The organism is Pseudomonas sp. LBUM1656, assembly GCF_059716065.1.
Genome location: NZ_CP166800.1, coordinates 2,576,189 through 2,598,777, shown reverse-complemented (window position 1 = coordinate 2,598,777; position 22,589 = coordinate 2,576,189). Strand labels below are relative to the sequence as shown.

Annotated in this window: 22 protein-coding genes; 16 read left to right on the top strand and 6 right to left on the bottom strand. The window is 60.2% G+C overall.

The genetic code is table 11. The annotated features are described in order from the left end of the window. The 3 genes from ACA072_RS11835 (at window position 1) to ACA072_RS11825 (ending at window position 5,553) form a co-directional block, all read left to right on the top strand. Window positions 1-1,113: an efflux RND transporter periplasmic adaptor subunit gene (locus tag ACA072_RS11835; RefSeq protein ID WP_497624456.1), complete on the top strand. Its 1,113-nt coding sequence runs from the start codon at window positions 1-3 to the stop codon at window positions 1,111-1,113. Then, window positions 1,110-4,205 (top strand): efflux RND transporter permease subunit, encoded by a 3,096-nt coding sequence (locus ACA072_RS11830; protein ID WP_497624455.1) that lies wholly within the window; start codon window positions 1,110-1,112, stop codon window positions 4,203-4,205. Before ACA072_RS11835 ends, ACA072_RS11830 begins: the two co-directional genes overlap by 4 nt. A gap of 331 nt (window positions 4,206-4,536) precedes the next feature. Further along, on the top strand, window positions 4,537-5,553 hold the full coding sequence (locus ACA072_RS11825; protein WP_497624454.1) for an AbrB family transcriptional regulator: 1,017 nt from the start codon (window positions 4,537-4,539) through the stop codon (window positions 5,551-5,553). A 355-nt stretch (window positions 5,554-5,908) separates the two neighbouring features. Here the strand turns inward: ACA072_RS11825 and ACA072_RS11820 are convergent, their stop codons facing one another. Further along, window positions 5,909-6,859, bottom strand: coding sequence for a DMT family transporter (locus ACA072_RS11820; protein ID WP_497624453.1), 951 nt, complete (start codon window positions 6,857-6,859; stop codon window positions 5,909-5,911). A gap of 146 nt (window positions 6,860-7,005) precedes the next feature. Between ACA072_RS11820 and ACA072_RS11815 the strand changes: the two genes are divergently transcribed. The 3 genes from ACA072_RS11815 to ACA072_RS11805 are packed head-to-tail and all read left to right on the top strand — an operon-like array spanning window position 7,006 to window position 9,094. Further along, complete coding sequence (locus ACA072_RS11815) at window positions 7,006-7,851, top strand: LysR family transcriptional regulator (RefSeq protein WP_497624452.1); 846 nt, start codon at window positions 7,006-7,008, stop codon at window positions 7,849-7,851. 59 nt (window positions 7,852-7,910) lie between these two features. Further along, the gene (yghX, locus tag ACA072_RS11810) at window positions 7,911-8,798 is read left to right on the top strand and encodes a YghX family hydrolase (RefSeq protein WP_497624451.1); all 888 of its coding nucleotides are present in this window, start codon (window positions 7,911-7,913) and stop codon (window positions 8,796-8,798) included. Between the two features lie 56 nt (window positions 8,799-8,854). After that, window positions 8,855-9,094, top strand: a complete 240-nt coding sequence (locus tag ACA072_RS11805; RefSeq protein ID WP_497624450.1) for a hypothetical protein — start codon at window positions 8,855-8,857, stop codon at window positions 9,092-9,094. A gap of 4 nt (window positions 9,095-9,098) precedes the next feature. Here the strand turns inward: ACA072_RS11805 and ACA072_RS11800 are convergent, their stop codons facing one another. Beyond that, window positions 9,099-9,887, bottom strand: a complete 789-nt coding sequence (locus ACA072_RS11800; protein ID WP_497624449.1) for a DeoR/GlpR family DNA-binding transcription regulator — start codon at window positions 9,885-9,887, stop codon at window positions 9,099-9,101. A gap of 115 nt (window positions 9,888-10,002) precedes the next feature. Between ACA072_RS11800 and ACA072_RS11795 the strand changes: the two genes are divergently transcribed. After that, window positions 10,003-10,884: a serine hydrolase domain-containing protein gene (locus ACA072_RS11795; RefSeq protein WP_497624968.1), complete on the top strand. Its 882-nt coding sequence runs from the start codon at window positions 10,003-10,005 to the stop codon at window positions 10,882-10,884. A 21-nt stretch (window positions 10,885-10,905) separates the two neighbouring features. On the opposite strand, the gene ACA072_RS11790 is transcribed toward ACA072_RS11795, so the two are convergent. Then, complete coding sequence (locus ACA072_RS11790; protein WP_497624448.1) at window positions 10,906-11,574, bottom strand: ATPase; 669 nt, start codon at window positions 11,572-11,574, stop codon at window positions 10,906-10,908. Between the two features lie 340 nt (window positions 11,575-11,914). Here ACA072_RS11790 and ACA072_RS11785 point away from each other — a divergent pair, with 340 nt between their 5' ends. The 5 genes from ACA072_RS11785 (at window position 11,915) to ACA072_RS11765 (ending at window position 16,730) form a co-directional block, all read left to right on the top strand. Continuing rightward, window positions 11,915-13,591, top strand: a complete 1,677-nt coding sequence (locus tag ACA072_RS11785; protein ID WP_497624447.1) for an MFS transporter — start codon at window positions 11,915-11,917, stop codon at window positions 13,589-13,591. Window positions 13,592-13,706: 115 nt separating this feature from the next. Next, window positions 13,707-14,612: an alpha/beta fold hydrolase gene (locus ACA072_RS11780; RefSeq protein WP_497624446.1), complete on the top strand. Its 906-nt coding sequence runs from the start codon at window positions 13,707-13,709 to the stop codon at window positions 14,610-14,612. A gap of 257 nt (window positions 14,613-14,869) precedes the next feature. Further along, entirely contained in the window at window positions 14,870-15,295 is a 426-nt protein-coding gene (locus ACA072_RS11775; RefSeq protein WP_497624445.1) for a hypothetical protein, read from the top strand. Between the two features lie 189 nt (window positions 15,296-15,484). Then, window positions 15,485-15,733: a hypothetical protein gene (locus ACA072_RS11770; protein ID WP_109629727.1), complete on the top strand. Its 249-nt coding sequence runs from the start codon at window positions 15,485-15,487 to the stop codon at window positions 15,731-15,733. A 253-nt stretch (window positions 15,734-15,986) separates the two neighbouring features. Further along, window positions 15,987-16,730, top strand: a complete 744-nt coding sequence (locus ACA072_RS11765; protein WP_497624444.1) for a hypothetical protein — start codon at window positions 15,987-15,989, stop codon at window positions 16,728-16,730. Window positions 16,731-16,770: 40 nt separating this feature from the next. Here ACA072_RS11765 and ACA072_RS11760 read toward each other — a convergent pair whose 3' ends face one another. Continuing rightward, the gene (locus tag ACA072_RS11760) at window positions 16,771-17,577 is read right to left on the bottom strand and encodes a hypothetical protein (RefSeq protein ID WP_497624443.1); all 807 of its coding nucleotides are present in this window, start codon (window positions 17,575-17,577) and stop codon (window positions 16,771-16,773) included. Window positions 17,578-17,768: 191 nt separating this feature from the next. Beyond that, window positions 17,769-17,969: a YbdD/YjiX family protein gene (locus ACA072_RS11755; protein WP_497624442.1), complete on the bottom strand. Its 201-nt coding sequence runs from the start codon at window positions 17,967-17,969 to the stop codon at window positions 17,769-17,771. 452 nt (window positions 17,970-18,421) lie between these two features. Between ACA072_RS11755 and ACA072_RS11750 the strand changes: the two genes are divergently transcribed. Both ACA072_RS11750 and ACA072_RS11745 read left to right on the top strand, forming a co-directional pair. Then, a complete protein-coding gene (locus ACA072_RS11750) occupies window positions 18,422-19,027 on the top strand; it encodes an SCO family protein (RefSeq protein ID WP_462026770.1) in 606 nt (201 codons plus the stop codon). Beyond that, entirely contained in the window at window positions 19,027-19,515 is a 489-nt protein-coding gene (locus tag ACA072_RS11745) for a copper chaperone PCu(A)C (protein WP_497624441.1), read from the top strand. The genes ACA072_RS11750 and ACA072_RS11745 overlap by 1 nt, the downstream gene beginning before the upstream one ends. 29 nt (window positions 19,516-19,544) lie before the next feature. Here ACA072_RS11745 and ACA072_RS11740 read toward each other — a convergent pair whose 3' ends face one another. Beyond that, window positions 19,545-20,528: a GlxA family transcriptional regulator gene (locus ACA072_RS11740; protein WP_497624440.1), complete on the bottom strand. Its 984-nt coding sequence runs from the start codon at window positions 20,526-20,528 to the stop codon at window positions 19,545-19,547. A gap of 277 nt (window positions 20,529-20,805) precedes the next feature. On the opposite strand from ACA072_RS11740, the gene ACA072_RS11735 reads away from it, so the two are divergent. Both ACA072_RS11735 and ACA072_RS11730 read left to right on the top strand, forming a co-directional pair. After that, a complete protein-coding gene (locus tag ACA072_RS11735) occupies window positions 20,806-22,116 on the top strand; it encodes a flavin-containing monooxygenase (RefSeq protein ID WP_497624439.1) in 1,311 nt (436 codons plus the stop codon). 25 nt (window positions 22,117-22,141) lie between these two features. After that, window positions 22,142-22,558, top strand: a complete 417-nt coding sequence (locus ACA072_RS11730; protein WP_008038953.1) for a RidA family protein — start codon at window positions 22,142-22,144, stop codon at window positions 22,556-22,558. The last annotated feature ends 31 nt before the right edge of the window (window positions 22,559-22,589 follow it).

Below are 22,589 nucleotides of genomic sequence, written 5' to 3'. Positions count from 1 at the left end.
TTGAAAACCTCCCTTACTGCGGCCGGCGCCCTGGCCGTAGCCGTCATGCTTTGCGCGTGCAGCCCGGACCAGCCTGCCGTGCAGGCACCCCGACCGGTGCGCACCGCTGAAATCAGCTACGACAATGCTCGCGACATCAATCGCTACGTGGGTACCGTGCAATCGCGGCACGAAGTAGACCAGGCCTTCCGCGTGGGTGGCAAGATCGCCCAGCGCAAGGTCGAGGTAGGCCAGTTTGTGCGCGAAGGCGACGTACTGGCTGTGCTGGATGACAGCGACTACCGCCTCGCCGAGGAAGCGTCGCGACAACAGTGGACGGTTGCCGTCGAGCAGACGCGTCAGGCCGACTCGGACCGCCAGCGCCTGACCGCCCTGAAGGCTGACGGCTCGGTCAGTGCGGCAGACGCCGAGCGCGCGCAGACCAATGCCCAAACCACGCATGCGACTGCCGAAGCCGAGGCACGAAAGCTCGAATTGGCGCGCAACCGGCTTAAGTACACCGTATTGCGCGCCTCGCGTAGCGGCGTTGTCACGGCTGTGCGCTTTGAGGCCGGGCAGGTCGTGCCGGAGGGTCAACCGGTAGTCTCGATTGCGAATCCGGATGAATCCGAAATCGTCATCGACGTACCCGAGGATCAGTTGGCCGTCTTCAAGGACGCGCGTTTCAAGGCGTCGCTGGCCAGTGCGCCGAGCGAACTCTTCGATGTCACTCTACGCGAGCTATCGCCGCAGGCTGCAGCTCAGACGCGCACCTATCGCGCACGGCTCAAGCCGGTGCAGGCGCTGCCGCTGGGCGCCACCGCTACGGTGATGGCCGAGCGTGTCATGACCAACGTTTCTGTGGCGTCAGTACCCGCCACGGCACTGACGCAAAACGGCGGTCAGCCGGCACTGTGGGTGGTCACGCCCACAGGCAAGGATCCGGTAGGCACCGTCGAACTGGAGCGAGTGGCAGTTTGGGGTTACCGCAACGACGAGGTGCTCGTCTCCGGGCCGCAGGCTGGCGTTTTGGTCATCACTGCAGGCGTCCAGAAGATGACGTCCGGCCTGAAGGTCGCGCTTCCCGGCGCAGCGATTGTTGACGCGAACACCACACAGCAGGCCGCCCGATGAACAACTTCAACCTCACCGACTGGGCGCTGCGCCATCGCGCCATCGTTCTGTTCATGCTCCTCATTGTCGCGGTGGCTGGCGCCTTCAGCTTCACCCGGCTCGGTCAACTCGAGGATCCGAACTTTTCCGTGCCGTCCATGACCGCCATGGTCATCTGGCCGGGCGCCACTGCCCAGCAGTTGCAGGACCAGGTCCTAAACCGCATGGAGAAGAAATTCGAGCAGATCGACAACTTCGAGAAGGTGGTCACTTACGCGCGACAAGGCTACGCGGGCATGACGCTCACCGTGCGCGGCGGCGTCTCCAAGGCTGACCAGCACGAGGCCTGGTACCAGGCGCGCAAGAAACTCAACGACCTGAGCCTCGAGATGCCTGACGGCGTGATCGGCCCGATCCTGAACGACGAGTACGGCGACGTGTATGGCCTGATGTATGCCATCAAGGGCGACGGCGTCGGCCACGCCGACCTGACGGACGCGGCCGAGAACATCAAGCGCCAGATGCTGCAGGTGCCGATGGTCAAGAAGATCGATCTGATCGGCAAACAGGCCAAGCGTATCTACGTCGAGTTCTCTCACGAACGCCTGGCCGCGCTGGGCATTACCCCGCTGACCATCGCCGACAGCCTCAAAAGCCAGAACGCCATGTTTCCCGCAGGCCAGATCGACACCCATGGCGACCGCGTCATGGTGCGCGTGAGCGGCCAGTTCGCCAGCGAAGAGGCCATCCGCAACGTGCCCATCTCTGCGGGCGGCCGGCTGATCAAGCTCGGCGACATTGCGACCGTTACACGTGGATTCGAAGATCCGCCCACCTACACGGTCCGCCACAACGGCCAGCCCGTGCTGATGCTCGGCATCACGATGACCAGCGACGGCAACATCGTGGACCTTGGCAAAGAGATGGACACGGCCGTCGCCAAAATCCAGTCGGAGCTCCCGCATGGCGTGGAACTGGAACTCGTGGCCGACCAGCCCACCACGGTGAAGGACGCAATCCTGGACTTCGGGCGCGCGCTGGCCGAGGCGCTGATCATCGTGATCGCGGTCAGTCTGGCCAGCCTGGGTTGGCGCGCCGGCCTCGTGGTCGCGGCCACGGTGCCGCTGGTGCTGGGCGGCGTGGCGCTGGTGATGCTGGCGATGGGCTGGAACCTCGAGCGCATCTCGCTCGGCTCATTGATTATCGCCTTGGGTCTGCTGGTGGATGACGCCATCATCGCCATCGAGATGATGGTGGCGAAGATGGAAACCGGCATGGATCGCGTGAAGGCGGCCGCCTTCTCCTATCAGTCCACCGCCATGCCGCGCCTGACCGGTGCACTCATCACGGTCGTAGGCTTCCTGCCGATCGGCCTCTCGAAGTCCACCACCGGCGAATACGCGGGTGGCATTTTCTGGATCGTTGGCGCCGCGGTGCTGTTCTCGTGGATCTGTTCCGGTATTTTCACGCCGTACCTGGCGGTGAAGATGCTGCCCAACGACTTGGGCACGCACCAGCACGGTGATCCGCACGACACCAAGTTCTACCGCAGCCTGCGCCGCCTGATCGACACCGCCATCGAGCGTCGCTGGGTGGTCATCGGTGCGACGGTTGCTGCTCTGGTACTTGCTCTGGCCTGTATCAAGCTGGTGCCGCAGCAATTCTTCCCCAACAGTTCGCGTCCTGAACTGGTGATAGACCTGCGCGTCAAGGAAGGCTCCTCGTTCGCCGCAACGACCGAGCAGGTCAAGCACATGGAGGAGATCCTGGCGAAGGACGAGGACGTGCGTTTCTATACCGCCTACACCGGCGCTGGCGCCCCGCGCTTTTATCTCTCGCTCAACCCCGAGCTGCCCAATCCGGGTTTTGCCCAGTTCGTTGTGATGACCAAAGACCTGGACGCACGCGAGCGAGTACGTGCGCGGCTGGTGGCCTCGGCTGACCAACAATTTCCACAGGCATGGGTACGCGTGACCCGGCTCGAGTTGGGGCCACCTGTCGGCTACCCGGTGCAGTTCCGCGTCGTAGGGCCTGATACCCAGAAGGTGCGGCAGATTGCTCGTGAGGTGGAAAAAGTGGTTGCGTCCAACCCGAAGGTGCGCGACCTCCAGCTCGACTGGAACGACCCGGTGCGCACGCTGAAGGTCGAGCTTGATCAGGACAAGGCGAGTGCGCTGGGCCTCACGCCGGCCGACGTGTCGCTGGCGACCCAGACCGTGATGAACGGCGCAACCCTGTCGCAGTTGCGTGAGCACGAGGACCTGATCGACATCGTCGCCCGTGCCGTACCAGAGGAACGCTTGAACCTCGACACACTGAAAGACATCAACCTCTACACGCGCCAGGGCACGGTTGTGCCACTGTCGCAAGTCGCACAGGTGCGTTCTGAACTGGAAGAGCCGGTACTGTGGCGCCGCAACCGCGATATGGCGATCACGGTGCGTGCTGACGTGATAGATGGCGAGCAAGGTGTATCGGTGACGCAGGAGATCGAGCCGTTGCTTAAGGACGTCGAAGCGAAGCTGCCGTCGGGCTACCGCATCGACGTGGGCGGAGCGGTTGAGGAAAGTGACAAGGCCAACAAGGCGCTACTCGCGGTGGCCCCACTGATGCTGATCACCATCCTGCTGTTGCTCATGCTGCAACTGCAGAACTTCTCCCGCATGTGGATGGTCGTGCTGACCGCACCGCTGGGCCTGATCGGTGTGGTGCCCGCGCTGCTGGTGTTCCAGTCGCCGCTGGGCTTCGTCGCGATCCTGGGCATCATCGCACTGGGTGGCATGATCATGCGCAACGCAGTGATCCTGATCGATCAAGTACAAATCGAGATCGCCGAAGGGCGCGACCCTTGGAACGCTGTGCTGGATGCCGCTATTCACCGAGCACGCCCGGTGATGCTGACGGCGCTGGCCACCGTACTCGCAATGGTTCCGCTGACGCGCAGTGTATTTTGGGGGCCGATGGCAATTGCGATCATGGGCGGCCTCACTGTGGCGACGCTGCTGACGATTTTCTTCGTCCCGGCGTTGTACGCCGCATGGTTCAAGGTGGGTCGCCAGTCGGCAGCTGATACTCAACACGCAGAGGAGAACGTCGCGCTTGCTTCCGAGTGAGCAATCATTGCACTGGGCCCTCGACAGCGCCGTATTAGAGCAGTGTGTTCAGCGTCGTACTGAAAACAACCAACGTCAGCCGTGAGGGCCCGGCAAACGTCGGCTGACGTTTTTTATTAGTGATCAGGTCTGGACACCTACACCGCCGGGCGACGCAGTATTTTTAACATCGGCTCTCGTGGCCCGAATCGTTTGAGTCTCGGGCCAACACGACACAGAACGCGTTTTATAGCGTTGAGACGCGCGTACTTGACGCCTCACGTCATTCAGTGGGAAAACGTGCACGGCCCAAACGGAAGCATTGGCGTACGACACGAATCAAGGAAGACTCATGAAAACCCTAGTGTGTTTGCTGATCGCCACCGGCGTCGGCACTGTGTTGCAATACGCCGGAATCCCCCACGGCCTGTTGTTGGGCTCGATACTCGCGAGCGCGTTGATCGCCAGCAACCTGCGCTTCTCCCCCACCCTGCCCTTCGGCCTTGGCTACGTGCAAATCGTGCTGGGGATCGCGACCGGTCTGATGTTCACCTCCTGGGACAACCACACCGTGGCGGCCATGTTGCCCAGCCTCGGTTTCATGTTGTTGTGCCTGGCGGTCCAGAGCTCGGTGGCGGGTTTCTGGTTGTTCAGGGTCTCGGGCTGGAACCTCAAAGACTCGATGTTATCGGTGTACCCGGGCGCACTCGCCGCCGTTTTCGACTTGATCGAGTCAGAACGTGCGTCCGGCAAAGTGATCGTTGTGCATCTGATCCGACTGTTATCGATCACCTTGCTGGTCAGTTTTTGCATTCCCGGGCATGTCGACGTGGCGCTTGCGCAGAGCAGCCCGCTGGACCTCAGCACGGCCGTGACCCTGCTGTCGCTGATCGCCTTGTGCCTGTTGCTCGGCCGCGTGCTGTTGAGCGTCGGCGTGCCGGCACCGTTCATGCTCACCGCCATCGTGCTCACCGGCGCCTACATCAAGCTGGGCTACCTCCAGGCATTCCACCTGCCGCAGTGGAGCGTCGATTCCGCCTCCGTCCTCATCGGCGTGCTGATTGGCTCGAAATTCAAGGACATCTCCTTCGCCGAGCTTGTCCGCCATGGCCGCGCCGGGCTGATCGCCGTCGGCCTGATGCTGGTGATCGCCGCAGCGTTTGCCGGCGTGGCTGGGCGGATTCTGGGCAGCAATCCTTTGTCGCTGTGGCTGGCGTACATGCCGGGCGCCATCGAAACCATCGCCATCGTCGCGTTTGGTGGCGGGCTGAACGTGGTGTTTATCCTGACGCATCACCTGGTGCGGATGATTGTGCTGCATTTCGCACCGGCGCTGATCGTGCAGGCGCGGCGTTGGCGCGCAGAGTGATTGCTGAACACAAACCGGCAACGCCTCCCACTGTGGAGGCGTTTTGCTTTGTGCTGACGGGAAGAAGGGACTAAGCGGGAGAGATCGTGGCCAAGGCGCCAATCAAAATGGTTAACACCAGAAATCCACCGAGGAAAATTGCCATCTTGCCCATAGGGCCTCCTACATTATGAAGTTTACGGTGCAGTGACTGCGCGACTGCGGACCGTGCTGTCATTGTGAGCTGCGGGCAGGGTGCATTACAGAGGCAGATGGCGAAGGAAAATACGGATCAGATCGATTTGTCGGTCGCAGCTGCCGAGCAGCGTGAGGCTGCGTTCGGCTGCGAAGCAGTCGTCAGGTTGATCGCGGTCACCTATCGGGCGGTTTTATTCACCAGCCCCCCGCGTACCTTTACCGCCGAGGCTTCACCCGCCCCAAACACCAACCCCGAAGCAAACACCACCCCAAGAATCACGCCCCCCGCCCCCAGCAACTGCCACACATTGGGCAGTACACCGAGTACCGAAGACACCAACATGGTGAACACAGGTGCCAGGTTAAAGAAGATCGAAGTGCGCGCCGCGCCGATGGCATGAATGCCTCTGAACCAAAGCAAGTAGGCAATCAACGAACCGCAGACCGCCAGGTAGACAACGGCGCCATGAACCGACAGCGAAGCGGTGCTTATCGCGGCGATCGGGTTCTCATAGATGAAGCCCAGTACTATCAGGCCAATGACCCCGAACAACATGGAAAACGTGGTGGTTTCCAGCGGTGTCGAGTCTTTGACGAAGCGCCGGGTGCCGACCATGTTGGCTGCCCAGGCGACGCTTCCGGCCAGAATGATCGCGTCGCCGGTCGCCACTTTCAGCCCGAGCAAAACCTGGATGTCCCCGCGCGTGATCACCAGGCCGACACCCAGCAAACCCAGGACCAACCCGATAGCACGGCCGCGATCGATGCGTTCGCCTTCCAGCAGCACCGCGAAGATCATGGTCCACAGCGGTGTGGTCGCCAGGATCAGCGCGCCGTTGATCGGCGTGGTGGTTTGCAGGCCGAAGAAGGTCGCGAGGTTGAACGCGGTAAAGCCCAACAGGCCCAGACCGATAAACGCCGCAAGATTGTTTTTCAGTGTGCTGAGGCGCAATTTGCCCGCCAGGCCGAAAATCAGCACGAGCAACAGGGTGGAAATGGCGAAGCGCTCAATGGACGCGCTGATCGGTGCCATGCTCTTGATGATGTAGGCACCGGCATTGAAGTTGGTGCCCCAGAAAAACGTGGCACCGACGATGCCGGCATACGCGAGTGGCGATGATTTTGACATGGCTGTTTCCTCGTCAAGTCGTGCGATGAACACGCCGCAAACCGCGGAATGCTTCAGACCTGCTTGTCAGGTGTTGCAGGATTCTTGCAGGCTTGGCAGCGGGGAAAAATTCCCCATTTATTCACCCTTCATGTGAGAAAACGCCCATGTTCGATTGGGAGGATTTGCGCTACTTCATCGTCTTCGCCCACGAGCAGTCGTTGTCCGCGGCGGCGCGCAAGCTCAAGGTCGACCACGCGACCGTGGCGCGGCGCATCAGTGCGCTGGAGAGCTCGCTGAACCTCAAACTGGTGGACCGGCGCCCTCGTTCCTATGTCATCACAGAGGACGGCGAACGCATTGCGCAGCTGGGGCGGCGCATGGAAAGCGAGTCTTTCGCGGTACAGCGCACGGCACTGGCCGGGCAGGAAAGCTTTACCGGCGAAGTCACCGTCAGTGCCCCGCCCGCCCTTGCCTGCGCGTTGATCGCGCCGCGAATAAACGCGTTGCGCACCCGGCATCCGCAGTTGTCGTTGCAGTTGATTGGCAGTCTGGACAGCGCTTCGTTGTCGCGACGCGAAGCCGATATTGCCGTGCGCCTGAGCCGGCCCAAAGAGCCGGATCTGGTGGCACGCAAAGTCGCGACGGTGCAGTTCCACCTGTATGGCTCGGCGCAATATTTGTCCGAAACGGCCCCGGAAGATCTGGCCTTCATCGCCTACGACCAGACCATGGAGCAAACCCCGCAACAGGTTTGGCTCAAGCAACAAGCGGGCGACCGGCCGATCCTGCTGCGCAGCAATGATTTGAATATCCAGGCGACCATTGCCCAGGCGGGCGCCGGCGTTGCGGCATTGCCGTATTTCCTTGGCGAGCACTATGGTTTGCAGGCGATGGAGACCGTGGGCGCGGGCCTTACGCGTGAAGTGTGGCTGGTGGTCCACAGCGATATCCGGCACACCCCGTCAGTGCAGGCGGTGATGGGTTTCCTGGCGTCGTGCCTCGAAAACTGAGTCAGTGCGCCAAACACTGCTTTACTGATTCAAATCCTGAACCAACGGGAAGCGCCCCCATGGACCGTCTCACCGCCAAAGACTTCGCCCCGGAACTGCTTGAGCTCTACGACTACTACGCCCACGGCAAGATCAACCGGCGCGAGTTTCTTGATCGAGCGGCGTTGTTCACGTTGGGCGGTCTGACGGCCAGCGCCCTCCTCGCCGCCCTGAGCCCGAATTACGCGCTCGCCGAGCAGGTTGAATTCACCGACCCGGACATCCTCCCCGAGTACATTTCCTATCCATCGCCCAAGGGTCATGGCAATGTCCGCGGTTATCTGGTGCGCCCGGCCAAAGCCACCGGCAAGGTGCCGGCGGTGCTGGTGGTGCATGAAAACCGCGGGCTCAATCCTTACATCGAGGACGTCGCCCGGCGCGTCGCCAAGGCAGGGTTTATCGCCCTCGCTCCCGACGGTCTGAGTTCAGTCGGTGGCTATCCCGGCAACGATGAAAAAGGCAAAGAGTTACAAGCGACTGTCGATCCGGAAAAGCTGATGAATGACTTTTTCGCCGCCATTGACTGGTTGATGAAAAACGACAAGACCACCGGGAAAGTCGGCATCACCGGGTTCTGTTATGGCGGCGGCGTTTCCAATGCGGCGGCGGTGGCCTACCCGGAACTGGCGGCGGCGGTGCCCTTTTATGGCCGTCAGCCTAAGCCTGAGGATGTGCCGAAAATCAAGGCGCCGTTGCTGCTGCATTACGGTGAACTGGACAAGGGCATCAATGAAGGCTGGCCGGCGTATGAGAAAGCGTTGAAAGCGTCGGGCAAAACCTACGAGGCCTACATCTATGCAGGCTGCAATCACGGTTTTCATAACGACTCCACGCCTCGCTACGATGAGGCGGCGGCGAAGCTTGCGTGGGACAGGACGGTAGCCTGGTTCAATAAATACCTGGTTTAAGGTCAAAAGATCGCAGCCTCGTTCCACTCGACAGCTGCTACACCGGTTGTTTGTGGTTGCTTGCAGCAGCTGTCGAGTGGAACGAGGCTGCGATCTTTTGGGTGTTGGTGGGTGTGGGCGACGCAGCTATCAATTGCTTCGATCTTTTAAATCATGAAGCCGAATTTTTTATTTTTCAGCGGCGAGTTCAGGATGGCGCCACCTCTGATAATTCGGGCGAAAGCTTCATGAACATCAATTTTGCGTTTGCGTGCTTGATCGTGGTGTCGTTTGCGATAGCGCTGGGGCATGGCTGATCGCTCAGGCGTGTGCTTGCACCACTTCGATTCCCAGCTTGCGATAGTCGTCGATGTCGCCCGACGCCACGTGACGCTCGGTAATCAGGGTGTGCAAACGTGAGCACGGCACGACGATGTACGGTTCCACCGCACCCAGTTTGTCCGCCGTGGTGACGGCGATCACTTGAGAGGCGCTGTCAAACAGCGCCTGCTTCACGGGCACCTCATCAAAATGCAGCGAGCTGATGCCGACCTCCGGATGAATCGCACAAACCCCGGTAAACAGCACGTCAGCCTTGATGCCCTGCAGCAAGCGCACGGTTTCGTGACCGCTGACCGACATCGTCGCCAGGTTAAGTTGCCCACCTGCCAGAATCACCTTGATGCCTGGATATTCCGCGAGGGTAATCGCGGTCAACGGCGATGTGGTGATGGCCGTGATGGAAATACTCGAAGGCAAGGACCGGGCTATCTGCAGCGTGGTGCTTCCCGAATCGAACATCACGATCTGACCGTCCCGGACGTGTCGCGCGGCGAGTTGAGCGAGGTGCACTTTCACCTCGTCGGTTTCACCCACCCGAGTGAGGAAATCCTTGCCCGTGTCCTTGGGACGAGGCAGCGCGCCACCGTGCACGCGTTGCACCAGACCGGCGTTGTGCAACTCCGACAGATCTCGGCGAATGGTGTCTTCTGAAACGGCGAAGTGCTGGCTCAATTCCGAGGCCATGACCTTGCCGTCGCGTTCGAGGATCAGGAGGATTTTCTGCCGGCGGACGGATGGAAGCTCGGAGGTTGCGTGCTGATCTTGCATGTTTATGCCTGATATTGCGTGTTTGTGCGACTTTAGCCAAAGCGTTGCACAAACACAATCGCGGTTTTGTTTTCTGGCAAACTCCCCCGGCGCTTCCATCCAGAGCATTCCCCCAATGCATTTCGCCCTCGTCTCAAACGGTTCACTTCTCCCACCTGAGCAGCCCGACGTAACGGTGCCTTGGTGGAGTTTTACCAAGACGGTACTCGCCGCCGCGGCGCTGTCGCTGGTGCGTGATGGATTGATCGGTCTGGATGATGCGGTACCTGACGGTCCGTTCACGTTGCGTCAACTGTTACGGCATGAAGCAGGACTGGCGGATTACAGTGAGCTCACCGACTACCACACCGCCGTTGCCCGCCATGAGACGCCTTGGTCAGCCGATGAAATGCTGCAACGGCTTGATGCAACCCGGTTGCGCTATGCACCGGGAGACGGTTGGCGATACTCGAACGTGGGCTATCTGTTCGTCGCCAGACTGATTGAGCGCGTGACCGGCCTCGCGCTTGAAAACGCGCTGATGCAACGCGTGTTTTCGCCCCTCGGTTTATCGCGCGTGCACCTTGCAACGACGCAGGCCGATCTGGAGGACGTGAACATGGGAGCGCCTTCAGCTTACAACCCGGGCTGGGTCTATCACGGATTGCTGTTCGGTCCGCTTGCTGACGCAGCCCTGTGTCTGGACCGGTTGTTGGGTGGAGATCTGTTGCCGCAACCACTGCTGCGGGAGATGCAAACGGCCCGCACATTGGGCGGACCGATAACCGGACGTCCCTGGATTGCTCCAGGTTACGGCCTTGGTTTGATGCGGGGCACCGTGGAGGGTGGCTTCACCTTGAGTGGTCACACCGGAGCCGGACCGGGCAGCGTCGTTGCGGTCTACCGCTTCGTTGATGGCGGCAGCACGGCGAGTTGCGCGGTGTTTAGTGAAAATGGTAACGAAGGCGCTGTGGAGGCCGAGGTCGTGCGCCACCTGCTGAGCGTGGCGCTCAAATAATTCCGTCACCCTGATTGTGCATCAGTTGCTGGCGACTTGCGCCCCGTTGCCAGTTGTCACCAGCGCCTTCAACGAAGCATCAAACCGCTTCAACGCATTCACCTGCACCACGTTTTGCCGGTCAATCTGCGCAGCAATTTCCGGCGCCGCTTTGCCATGCACCCAGACCGAAGGCATCTGCTGTTCACGTGAACCTTCCGCCTGGCCAATGTATTGCAAGTTCGAGTCGTAGAACTTGGCCAGGAAACGCGCCTCGACCTGGTTGTTGCGCTTGGACACCAGACGGCTGTAGGTGTCCAGCATCACCACCACATCGGGATGGGCTTGCATCACGGCGTCGAGATTGTCGTACACGGTCACCGACGCGAATTGTTTATGCAGCGATCCCATCAGCCAGTTGATTGCCCGTTTCGGATCGGAGCTGTTGACGAAGGCGTTGCTGATGCGCGAATCCAGCGCAGGATTCTTCGCGCCGTTCAGCGCGACAGAATGGTACTGCTCAAGGTATTCGATCGTATTGAGGGTGTTTTCGCTGTAGAGCACGCCCACCGATTGCGTGTGCTGCAAGCTGGCGGGGCTGTCGGCCATCGGCAGGAAATGGCAGGACGGGTCAGCCGCGTGGGCCGGTGCGGTGGCTGCAACACCACCGGTCAATACAGCGACAAGGGCCAGCAAGGTAGAGATTCTCATCGCGCAGGTTCCTTCAGAGGCGACTTTGGTATGACGCTATCCTCCTCTCATGACAGAAAAACGGAACTTGCCTTCCTTGATGGTGATTATTGATTAAACGAATGGTTGCGAAGTGAGCCCTGCGGCCTGTGTAAGCCTGATCCAGCGGTTGAAAGTGATGGCGAGTGGATATCTGCAAGAAGCCGATTATGCTTCAGGAAACCTTGCAGCGATGCGAGGCCGTCAACCTGTGTGCATGCTTCGCGCAATCCGTAATCTGACGACATCAGCCCAAGGGCCTGGGTGCGGCAAAGAGGTAATGGGGTACTCCGGCCTATAACAAGAACGACGGAGAAGACTCATGGCCGCAATCGACAACACTTCGACGGGCAGTGCGCCCCACCACGGCATCACCAAGGAGGAGCGCAAGGTCATTTTCGCCTCGTCCCTGGGCACCGTGTTCGAGTGGTACGACTTTTACCTTTATGGCTCCCTGGCCGCGATCATCGCCAAGCACTTCTTCGCCGGGGTCAATGAAACAACGTCCTTTATCTTCGCGCTGCTCGCGTTCGCCGCTGGCTTTGCGGTGCGGCCCTTCGGCGCGATCGTGTTCGGCCGACTGGGCGACATGATCGGGCGCAAGCACACCTTCCTCATCACCATTGTGATCATGGGTATCTCCACCGCCATCGTGGGCTTTCTGCCCGGCTATGCGACCATCGGCGTGGCGGCGCCGATCATCCTGATCACTTTGCGCCTGTTGCAAGGCCTGGCGCTGGGTGGCGAGTACGGCGGCGCGGCGACCTACGTCGCAGAGCATGCGCCGAAAGGTAAACGCGGTTATTTCACCTCATGGATTCAAACCACGGCGACCCTGGGTCTGTTCCTTTCGCTGCTGGTGATCCTTGCTTGCCGGACGATCCTCGGCACCGAAGCCTTCGAGGCCTGGGGCTGGCGGATTCCGTTCCTGCTGTCGATCCTGCTGCTGATCGTCTCGGTGTACATCCGCTTGCAACTGAGCGAGTCGCCGGTGTTCCTGAAGATGAAGGCTGAGGGCAAGGCCTCCAAAGCGCCGCTGACCGAATCCTTCGCCCGTTGGGACAACCTGAAAATCGTGATCATGGCCCTGCTCGGCGGTACGGCCGGCCAGGCGGTCGTCTGGTACACCGGGCAGTTTTATGCGCTGTTCTTCCTCCTGCAAACGCTGAAGATCGATCCGCAGACCGCCAACCTGCTGATCGCCGGCTCGCTGCTGATCGGCACGCCGTTCTTCGTCATCTTCGGCAGCCTGTCCGACCGCATCGGCCGCAAAGGGATCATCATGGCCGGCTGCATTATCGCGGCGCTGACCTACTTCCCGATCTTCCATGCGCTGACCCAATACGGTAACCCCGATGTGTTCGTCGCGCAGGAGAAGAACCCGGTCACGGTGATCGCCGATCCTGACCAGTGCTCGTTCCAGTTCGACCCGGTGGGCAAGGCCAAATTCACCAGCTCCTGCGACCTCGCCAAGACCGTGCTGGCGAAGCGGGCCATCCCCTACAAGAACGAGAAGGCCGAACCAGGCACCGTCGCGCAAGTGCGCATCGGCGACAAGGTGATTCAGAGCTTCGAGGGCACCGGCATGCCGGCCGCCGACTTCAAGGCCAAGAACGACGCCTTCACCGCTTCCCTCGGAACTTCGCTCAAAGAGGCCGGTTATCCCGAGAAGGCCGATCCGGCCAAGACCAATTACCCCATGGTGTTGCTGCTCCTGACCATCCTCGTGATCTACGTGACCATGGTCTACGGCCCGATCGCCGCCTGGCTGGTGGAACTGTTCCCGGCGCGCATCCGCTACACCTCGATGTCGCTGCCCTACCACATCGGCAACGGCTGGTTCGGCGGCTTCCTGCCGACGGTGGCGTTCGCCATGGTCGCGGCCACGGGAGATATCTACTACGGCCTCTGGTACCCGATTGTCATCGCCGTGATGACCGCCGTTCTGGGCATATTCTTCATGCCGGAAACCAAGGATCGGGAGATTCATCACACCTGAGTCCGGCACCTGCCCTCTCGTGCGAGCGAGAGGGCACTTCTGCTTCGAATCAAACGGTCTACGCTCATCCACATTGCTTCGGGGTTCCTTCCCCGGGCGTTAGGGGGGCACCGTGATGATCCGTATCCTGTTGAGCGCGTTTTTGCTTGCACTGAGCATTCCGGCCCATGCCGGAGTCATGCCCTTTCCTGCCGGGTTTCGTGTGCAGGACATACCGGTCGAAGGCGCCACGATCCACGTGCGCGTCGGTGGCAAGGGCCCCGCCGTGGTGATGTTGCATGGCTTCGGCGACACCGGCGACATGTGGGCGCCACTGGCTGCCGACCTGGCCAAGGACCACACCGTCGTGGTGCCGGACCTGCGCGGCATGGGCTTGTCGTCGATCCCGGACAGCGGCTACGACAAGAAGACCCAGGCGGGGGACATCCGTGGCGTGCTGGCGGCGTTGAAGATCGAGCACGCGGTGGTCATTGGGCACGACATCGGCACCATGGTCGCCTTTGCTTACGCTTCGCGTTATCCGCAGCTGACGGATCGCCTGGTGGTAATGGACGCGCCCGTGCCGGGCATTCCACCGTGGAACGACATCGTTCGCTCACCGATGTTGTGGCACTTCGACTTCGGTGGACCGGATGCCGAACGCCTGGTCGCCGGTCGTGAGCGCATCTACCTCGACCGCTTCTGGAACGAGTTCGCGGGCGACCCGACCAAGGTCGATGAAGCGACCCGCCAGCATTACGCCAAGCTTTATGCCCGTCCCGGCGCCATGCGCGCCGCCTTCGCTCAGTTCCGCAGCATTCGTCAGGACGCGGTGGACAACGAAGCGTCGATGAAAACCCGCCTGACCATGCCGGTGCTGGCCATCGGCGGTGAAAAATCCTTTGGGAATAACGAAGCAATCGTGATGCGCAATGCGGCGGACACGGTGACGGAAGTGGTGATTCCAGGGGCGGGACACTGGCTGATGGAAGAAGCGCCGACGCAGACCATCAAGGCGATTCGCGAGTTTATTGCGCAGTAGAGCCACAACTCGCCCCCTGTAGCAGCTGCCGAGCAGCGCGAGGCTGCGCAGCAGTCGTAAAACCGGAACACGCGGTTTTCCCGAACCACCGCGGTTACCGATTCTACGACTGCTGCGCAGCCGAACGCAGCCTCGCGCTGCTCGGCAGCTGCTACAGGGATCGCAAATCGAATTGAACCCCGCGCCTCTCCGTGTTTTCGAAACCCTATCAGCGCCGATCCTTGATCACGAGCGGCGCCATTGGAGAGGAAATCCCGATGAAACGTAGACTGCTGTTTCTGCTCGTCAGCCTGAGCCCCACGCTGGTATTCGCTGAAGGCTGTGATGTCCTGACCCGGTCCCAAAGCCCTTCGGTTCCGGTGGTCGAGTCCCATACCTGTTATGAATACGAAGGTATGCCGGTGAATGCCATCGATTGGTCATGCAGCAACGAGAGCAAGGAAATGCTCACCAGCACCAAGAAAAAAGTCGAACAGTGCGACGATCATTACCAGGCCGCCTGCATCGCGACGTTGACACAGGAATCCCTGGCCAACCCTCACTCCACCAGCAAGGACAAGAACAGCAAGTCCTTGAATATTCCCGACAACGCCCAGGTCACTACGTATTACTACGGCGCGGAACACTTGAACCAATCGAAGATTGATTGCGAATCGGGCGGTGGGCACTGGAAAGCGAAGTGATGTCGCTGGCTGATACGTAGCCGTTACATCGCGTTTTTCGCTGTATCCGCGCTGTTACCTTACCGCCCGTGTTGTCACTTCTGCGGTGCCCGGCAGGCCAATAGAGTATTGGCTTCGGTGTGTTGGCAGGATCGAAAACGTCTCGACCCTGCTGTCCGCCGATCCCCCCATCACGGAAGAGGTGACACCATGAGTTTCGTAACCGTTGAAAAAAACCAGAGCAGCGCCCCGTCGGAAGCCGATATGAAAAAGGCCATGACCGACTCTGGCGGCAAGCCCGGGGAAGTCACCGGGACCAACGCGGCCCGGAAGCTGACCTACACCGGCACGGTCAATCACACCGTGTATGAGAACAAGCTGATCGAGATTGCCAAAGGCAAACGGACCAGCTGGAACTTCGTCTGGGCCGACGCGAAGGTGAGTAGCCCGGCGGCATGAGGCCACGGTAGGGCGGTCGAACGGCCGCCCCGCTGTTTCACCTCACAGAGCCCTTGATACAACCCGGTTACTCAGCCTGTTACGTTGCCGCTTTAACCGCCCTCCCCGCTGTAACGCCAAGACACTTCGCCGCCCTGAATCCAGCGCCTACTGTGAAGCCGTCAATGTGTTTAGAGGGTGCTGCCCGATCACTTGTCGGATTCGCTGCCCGCTGCCCATTGATTGCCTAACACAACCAAGGAAGAGGAAAGCCATGAGCAAGTCGAGCGCTGTAAGCAATCAAGCTCTGCAACTTCACAAGAATGTGCAAGAGGCCTTCAGTTCGTTCCAAAGTCTCGCCCCAACAAGCCTGAAAACGTCGGACTACAGCAAGGTGTTGACGTCGACCCTGGCGGCCACTCAAAAATCGGTCACGATCGAAATCGCACCCGATGACCTGACCCTGCTCAAGCAGTCAGGCTACAAGCTGTGCTTCGCCAAGAAAGTCGGTAACGAAGCCTATAACGTGGTCTGGCAGTCCTATGACAAGTACCTGAGCAACAACGGCTTCAGCTGGACCCCGCAATACCAGCTATTCGGGTCCAATACTTTTCAGGCTGACGTGACGGTGAAGGTCTCGACCAACATCGTCACGATTGGTCTGGGGCAACAATCGATACTCAGCCCGGAAGGCTTGCTGGGCAATGCTGTGACCGGCGGCCCTGACATTTCCATCACCCTGGATAACGAATACGGCCCGATCCACCCTGGCATCAACCAGTTGTCGGTCGGCATCGACGGCAAGCAGGTCAGCACCCCGATCTACGTCGCCACGAACCAGGTGGTCACCGGCAATACCGTTCTGACCCCGGTCGAGACCATTCTCGTGTGGTTCGAACAGAACGTGCAGACCAGCACCATGTTCAGCACTTCGCGGTCCAAGGCCATCGAAATTGACCTGACCGTCGTTAACGATGCAACCCGCCTCTACGAAGACGGTGCATGGAAAACCGTGTAATCGTCGCATCGAGGGGCAACCTTGCGGTTGCCCCTACTACTCAGGGAGCATCGCCGCCGCCCCGGGCGAAATAGCCCGTCAACGACCGACAGATGGACTCCGCCAGGTCTTCCTGGGTCGCGATGCCGTAAGGTCGATTGCGATCGAATTGCTCGGACCAGCGGATCCGCCCCTGAGCGACATCAATCAGGCGCACCGATGCCCGGACACGGCTCGGCTCCACCCGTACGCTGCCTTCAAGGGAATAGTTACCGCGCCCGGCTCGCACAACGTCCAGTGCCTTAATGCTGCTTCGCGGCACCTTCATCAACACATGGTTACCATTGCTTTGCGTCTGCTCGAACGACTCGAACAGCCGGCAACTCAGCTCTTCGCACAAGCCCCGGGTGAAGTCATCGCCGTCGCGGGTGATGCAGGTAAACGGCTGGATCTGCAGGACCGGATGGCGAGTTGTGGTGCTTTTGGGCCTGAGCCGCTGGTAAGCCAGCCGATAACAACCGGCCGGTATGCTCAGACGGACCGGGTCCTGCTGCCCCAGGGTGGCGTAATGGGTCGCGAGCTTGCGCCGCAACCGGCCCACCTGGACGCGCACCACCGGATCATCACCCGTGCAGTAAACCGCCGGGTCACGGCGAAACACCGCAATGCCGATGGCATGCTCGGTGAGCGGGCTGTTGGAAAATTGCAGATCGTGATCGACCAGGAACCGCAGCAAACTGCCCATGCGCCTGGACTTGGCAAACACCGGACTGGCCAGCAACAACGCCAGCACCCTTTCCATCTCTTCACGGTCGAGTGGCTCGGGAACACCCTCGGCACTCGAATGGCCTACGTGCTTGATCACCATTGCCTGCCTCCGTGCAGGTTACCGACAATCGCTCGCCACCTCTGTTGAAGTGGATATTGATACTGAAGTCGTACTCCATGGCCACGCGCAACGCCCGATCCCGCAAAGGCTCGGACGCTGCACCGTCGAAGCTTAGCAGCCGTTATGCAATGACGAAGAGTTTGTGGTGATCAGCGCATTTCCGGCGGCATTCAGCAGCAACGCGTGGTGCATTGCTTGCCGCCGTAACGGGCTTCCTGACGCTCGCGAAGAAACGCCGAATGGCTCATCACCGGTTCTTCCGGGTGTTTGAGCGCCATCTGCGCGACGTAGTTGTCGTAATCGGGGACGCCGATCATCAAACGCGCGCCCTGGCTGAGCAGTCGGGCGGCTTGCTGCAGTTTATTGAACATGGCAACGCTCTCATTGTGATGGGGGACGGGACCATGAAAGCGCACTTTTGTATCTGGAATGTGTCCACGCGGCAATGTGTCCAATACCCGCCATCAAACACACCGCATACCCTGTAGCAGCTGCCGAGCAGCGCGAGGCTGCGTTCGGCTGCGCAGCAGTCGTAAAATCAGGCAGCGCGGTGTGTCAGGTAAACCGTGTTCTCTGATTTTACGACTGCTGCGCAGCCGAACGCAGCCTCGCGCTGCTCGGCAGCTGCTACACGGGATTGCGTGATGGCTGGGAGGTCAGTGGGCTGATCCGTAGTTTTCTGCGCTTCCTGCACCTGTACCAAACCCACCCCTCGTCCAACAATGCGCGACGTACGGCCACAGTTTGTTAATATCCACGCGTTTTTTTCGTCTGACTCATCAGGCGCTGCAGATTTCACGTCGCAACACAGGAATGTTTTTCCATGAGTACGTTGTTTACCCGTCGCACGGTCCTGCGCGGTATGGGCTTGTTGAGTCTTGGCCTGCTCGCCGGTTGCGATGACGGCCCCAAGCTGTCGTTCAAGTACGGCAAGGACCTCAGCGACAAGATCATGGGACGTACCTTCAAGCTCAAAGACGCCCAGGGCGAAACGAAGATGCTCACCAGTTATCGCGGCCTGATGCCGATGGTGTTCTTCGGCTTCACGCAATGCCCGGCGGTCTGCCCGACAACGCTGGCCCGCGCGGCGCAAGCCAAGAAACTGATGGGCCGCGACGGCGAGAAGTTGCAGGTGATCTTCATCACCCTCGACCCCGAACGCGACACCCCGCAAATGCTCGACGCCTACGTCAAGTCGTTCGACCCGAGTTTCGAGGCGCTGCACGGCACGCTGGAAGAAACCGCCGCCACCGCCAAAGAGTTCGGCGTGTTCTTCGAAAAGATCCCCAGCGGTTCGACCTACACCCTCTCCCACACCGCGACCAGCTACGTCTTCGACTCCCGGGGCAACTTGCGCCTGGGGCTGTCCGCGTCCCTTACGGCTAAAGAGTGCGCAGAAGACCTGCTCACCGTCATGGAAGTCTGCTAATGAATTCGATCCACGCAAACACCGCGTTCTCGCGACGCGTCCAGCAACTGGTCCTGGGCTGCGCCCTGATCGGCATGGCCTGGCAGGTATCGGCGCAAACGCGAGTGGACGACGCCTGGGTCCGCGCAACCGTTGCCGGCCAGCCTTCCACCGGCGCGTTCATGACCCTGCAAGCCGACAGCGACAGCAAGCTGCTCAGCGTGCAATCGCCTGTCGCGAAAATCGTGCAAATTCACCAATCAAGCATGAAAGACGATGTGATGAGCATGAGTCAGGTCGAGTCCGTCGAGTTGCCGGCCGGCAAGCCGGTGAGTTTTGACCCCCACGGCTACCATGTGATGCTGATGGACCTGGCGGCTCAGGTGAAGGAAGGCGACAAAGTCCCCCTGACCCTGACCGTGGAAAACGCCAAGGGCGAGAAAGAGACGATTCAAGTGAACGCCGAGGCTCGGGCACTTGGCATGGCTGACCATAGCAAGATGCATTAACGGTCTGGGCTTCTCAGGGCGAGCGACTCTTATTTGACGAGTCGCTTTTCCTTGGACGGTCTGTAACCGAAATACGAGCTGTAGCACTTGCTGAAATGGCTCGGCGAAACAAAGCCACACGCCACCAGCACGTCCACCTGGGACAGCTCCGTATGCTGGAGCAGCCGCCGCGCTTCGGTAATGCGCAGCTCCATGTAATACCGCTGTGGCGTGGTGCCCAGCTGTTCCTTGAACAAGCGCTCGAGTTGTCGCCGTGAGCGGCCGGCGTAAACCGCCAGTTGCTCCAACTCCAAAGGTTCTTCGAGGTTGGCATCCATCAACTTCACCACCTCGCGCAACGGCGCGCTCACACAGACATTTTCAGTCGGCTTGATGCGCCGGTAACGGGACTCCTCGAAGGCCAGGATGTCCTCGATCCCCTCGACAAGCGCTTTGCCGTACAGCCCTTTGATCCAGTCCAGCGCCATGTGGAAGGCCCCGGATGGACTGGACGCCGTCAGCCGGTCGCGATCAATGATGTAGGGCTCACTGCTGACCTGCGTGGCCTTGCAGAAATCCGCCAGCGCCGGGCGATGTTCAGGGTGAATCGCACAACGGTAACCGTCCAGCAAACCGGCCTTCCCCAGGAACCATGCACCGTTCCACAATCCGGCGAGGCTGACGCCTTGGTCTGATGCTGTGCGCAGCAGGCTGATCAAACCTTCACTGGCCTTGAGTTCTGTCCTGTAGCCGCCGCAAATCACCAGCAGGTCCAGCGCCTTGATCGCGGCACAATCGATCCGCGCATCGGGCCGAATGACCAGGCCCAGATCGCTGACGACCTCGCCTTCATTCAAGCCGAACGTGCGGGAAGAGAACGAGTCAGGCCGTAGCAGATTGGCCGTGATCACCGTATCCAGCGCCTGGGTGAACGCGGGCAGCGAGAAATGCTCGAGCAGCAGGAATCCGGCGCGGACCGCTTGCAGGGTCCCATCGGGGTGTTCATTCAGATAGCGAAGGTTCTTGCCCTTCATGCCTCCGCTAAATTGGCGTCGTTCGATCAATCTCGCCCCACTCCATTACGTTACCGAACCGGTTGTCTGCTGCCTTGATAAGGCGCCATGTTAACCCGCAGCGCCACTATGGCGTATCCACGCGCCTTGATGGAACGCCAGATAGCGCTCTGCCTCAGTTATTTATACTCAAATGCCAGCTTAATAATATTTTACCGATACCAGGGTCATCCCTAGTCTTGAGCCCAAGAAATGGCAGGTCGTTCGCGACCTCACTCCAACTTCGAAGGGTATTGAGATGACCACTGAAAAAATAAAAACAGATACGCTGATTGTTGGCGCCGGTCAGGCTGGCGTGGCCATGAGTGAACACCTGAACAAACTCGGCGTGCCGCACCTGGTGCTGGAGCGCAACCGCATTGCCGAGCGCTGGCGCACCGGGCGCTGGGATTCGCTGGTGGCGAATGGTCCGGCGTGGCATGACCGCTTCCCCGGTCTTGATTTTGACGACCTCAGTCCCGACGAATTCGCCCCGAAAGAACGCGTCGCCGATTACTTCGAAGCCTACGCCAAAAAATTCAACGCGCCGATTCGCACCGGCGTGGACGTGCTGAAAGTCGAACGTAATGTCGGTCGCCCGGGCTTCACCATTGAAACCTCTGAAGGCGTGATCGAGGCCAACCGCGTGGTGGCCGCCACCGGGCCTTTTCAGCGTCCGGTCATTCCGCCGATTGCGCCGAAAGATCAGCCGTTCATGCAGGTCCACTCAGCCGACTACCGCAACCCGGCGCAACTGCCTGAAGGTGCGGTGCTGGTGGTCGGCGCGGGTTCGTCCGGCGTGCAGATTGCCGATGAATTGCAGCGTGCCGGCAAGAAGGTTTACCTCTCGGTCGGCGCCCACGACCGCCCTCCTCGCGCTTATCGCAACCGTGATTTCTGCTGGTGGCTGGGCGTGCTGGGGGAATGGGATCAGGCGGCGATGAAACCGGGTCGCGAACACGTGACCATCGCGGTCAGCGGCGCCCATGGTGGTCGTACGGTGGACTTCCGTGGCTTGGCGCATCGGGGCATGACGCTGGTCGGTTTGACTCAATCGTTCAACGGTGGCGTGGCGACGTTCCAGCCGAACCTGGCCGACAACCTGGCGCGTGGTGACGAGAATTATCTGGCGCTGCTGAATGCCGCCGACGCCTATATCGAACGCAACGGCCTGGACCTGCCGGAAGAACCAGAAGCGCGCCACGTGTTCCCGGATCCGGAGTGCGTGACCCACCCGATTCTTGAACTCGACCTGACCAAAGCCGGCGTCACCTCAATCATCTGGGCCACCGGTTTTGCCACCGATTACAGCTGGCTCAAGGTGGCGGCCTTCGACGACAACGGCAAGCCGCAGCATCAACGCGGCGTGTCGAGCGAGGCTGGCGTGTACTTCCTTGGCCTGCCGTGGCAGTCCCGTCGCGGGTCGTCGTTCATCTGGGGTGTCTGGCATGACGCCAAGTACGTGGCTGATCACATCGCCATTCAGCGCTCGTATCTCGACTACCACGACGCGGCGCAACGGGAGGCAGAACAGGCCCCGGTCGCCCATAAAACCACGGTCAGTGCCTAAGCCTTTTTCTTTTCAGGAGCTTCATATGTCCACGCCAACCCATACCCGTATTCGCATGTTCAACACCAAGGAAACCTACCCGAACCAGAGCCTGGACAACGACCTGTGCCAGGCAGTCCGCGCCGGTAACACGGTTTATGTTCGGGGCCAGGTCGGGACTGATTTCGAGGGCAGGCTGGTGGGTCTGGGTGATCCGCGCGCGCAAACCGAGCAAGCCATGCGCAACGTCAAGCAGCTGCTGGAAGAGGCTGGCAGCGACCTCAGCCACATCGTCAAAACCACGACTTATTTGATTGACCCTCGGTATCGCGAACCGGTGTATCAGGAAGTCGGGAAGTGGTTGAAAGGTGTGTTTCCGATTTCCACTGGTCTGGTGGTTTCGGCACTCGGGCAGCCGCAGTGGTTGATGGAGATTGATGTGATTGCGGTGATTCCTGAGTAAGCAGGTTCACCGAGTCGCGGCCTTCGCGAGC

Excerpts from the sequence above, each read along its gene's own strand:
- ACA072_RS11780 (WP_497624446.1), top strand. The coding sequence starts at position 13,707 with ATGATCCGTATCCTGTTGAGCGCGTTTTTGCTTGCACTGAGCATTCCG.
- ACA072_RS11740 (WP_497624440.1), bottom strand. The coding sequence starts at position 20,528 with ATGAAGGGCAAGAACCTTCGCTATCTGAATGAACACCCCGATGGGACC.
- ACA072_RS11755 (WP_497624442.1), bottom strand. The coding sequence starts at position 17,969 with ATGTTCAATAAACTGCAGCAAGCCGCCCGACTGCTCAGCCAGGGCGCG.
- ACA072_RS11785 (WP_497624447.1), top strand. The coding sequence starts at position 11,915 with ATGGCCGCAATCGACAACACTTCGACGGGCAGTGCGCCCCACCACGGC.
- ACA072_RS11765 (WP_497624444.1), top strand. The coding sequence starts at position 15,987 with ATGAGCAAGTCGAGCGCTGTAAGCAATCAAGCTCTGCAACTTCACAAG.
- ACA072_RS11790 (WP_497624448.1), bottom strand. The coding sequence starts at position 11,574 with ATGAGAATCTCTACCTTGCTGGCCCTTGTCGCTGTATTGACCGGTGGT.
- ACA072_RS11795 (WP_497624968.1), top strand. The coding sequence starts at position 10,003 with ATGCATTTCGCCCTCGTCTCAAACGGTTCACTTCTCCCACCTGAGCAG.
- ACA072_RS11745 (WP_497624441.1), top strand. The coding sequence starts at position 19,027 with ATGAATTCGATCCACGCAAACACCGCGTTCTCGCGACGCGTCCAGCAA.
- ACA072_RS11750 (WP_462026770.1), top strand. The coding sequence starts at position 18,422 with ATGAGTACGTTGTTTACCCGTCGCACGGTCCTGCGCGGTATGGGCTTG.
- ACA072_RS11800 (WP_497624449.1), bottom strand. The coding sequence starts at position 9,887 with ATGCAAGATCAGCACGCAACCTCCGAGCTTCCATCCGTCCGCCGGCAG.
- ACA072_RS11830 (WP_497624455.1), top strand. The coding sequence starts at position 1,110 with ATGAACAACTTCAACCTCACCGACTGGGCGCTGCGCCATCGCGCCATC.
- ACA072_RS11760 (WP_497624443.1), bottom strand. The coding sequence starts at position 17,577 with ATGGTGATCAAGCACGTAGGCCATTCGAGTGCCGAGGGTGTTCCCGAG.
- ACA072_RS11820 (WP_497624453.1), bottom strand. The coding sequence starts at position 6,859 with ATGTCAAAATCATCGCCACTCGCGTATGCCGGCATCGTCGGTGCCACG.
- ACA072_RS11815 (WP_497624452.1), top strand. The coding sequence starts at position 7,006 with ATGTTCGATTGGGAGGATTTGCGCTACTTCATCGTCTTCGCCCACGAG.
- ACA072_RS11770 (WP_109629727.1), top strand. The coding sequence starts at position 15,485 with ATGAGTTTCGTAACCGTTGAAAAAAACCAGAGCAGCGCCCCGTCGGAA.
- ACA072_RS11735 (WP_497624439.1), top strand. The coding sequence starts at position 20,806 with ATGACCACTGAAAAAATAAAAACAGATACGCTGATTGTTGGCGCCGGT.
- ACA072_RS11825 (WP_497624454.1), top strand. The coding sequence starts at position 4,537 with ATGAAAACCCTAGTGTGTTTGCTGATCGCCACCGGCGTCGGCACTGTG.
- yghX (WP_497624451.1), top strand. The coding sequence starts at position 7,911 with ATGGACCGTCTCACCGCCAAAGACTTCGCCCCGGAACTGCTTGAGCTC.
- ACA072_RS11730 (WP_008038953.1), top strand. The coding sequence starts at position 22,142 with ATGTCCACGCCAACCCATACCCGTATTCGCATGTTCAACACCAAGGAA.
- ACA072_RS11775 (WP_497624445.1), top strand. The coding sequence starts at position 14,870 with ATGAAACGTAGACTGCTGTTTCTGCTCGTCAGCCTGAGCCCCACGCTG.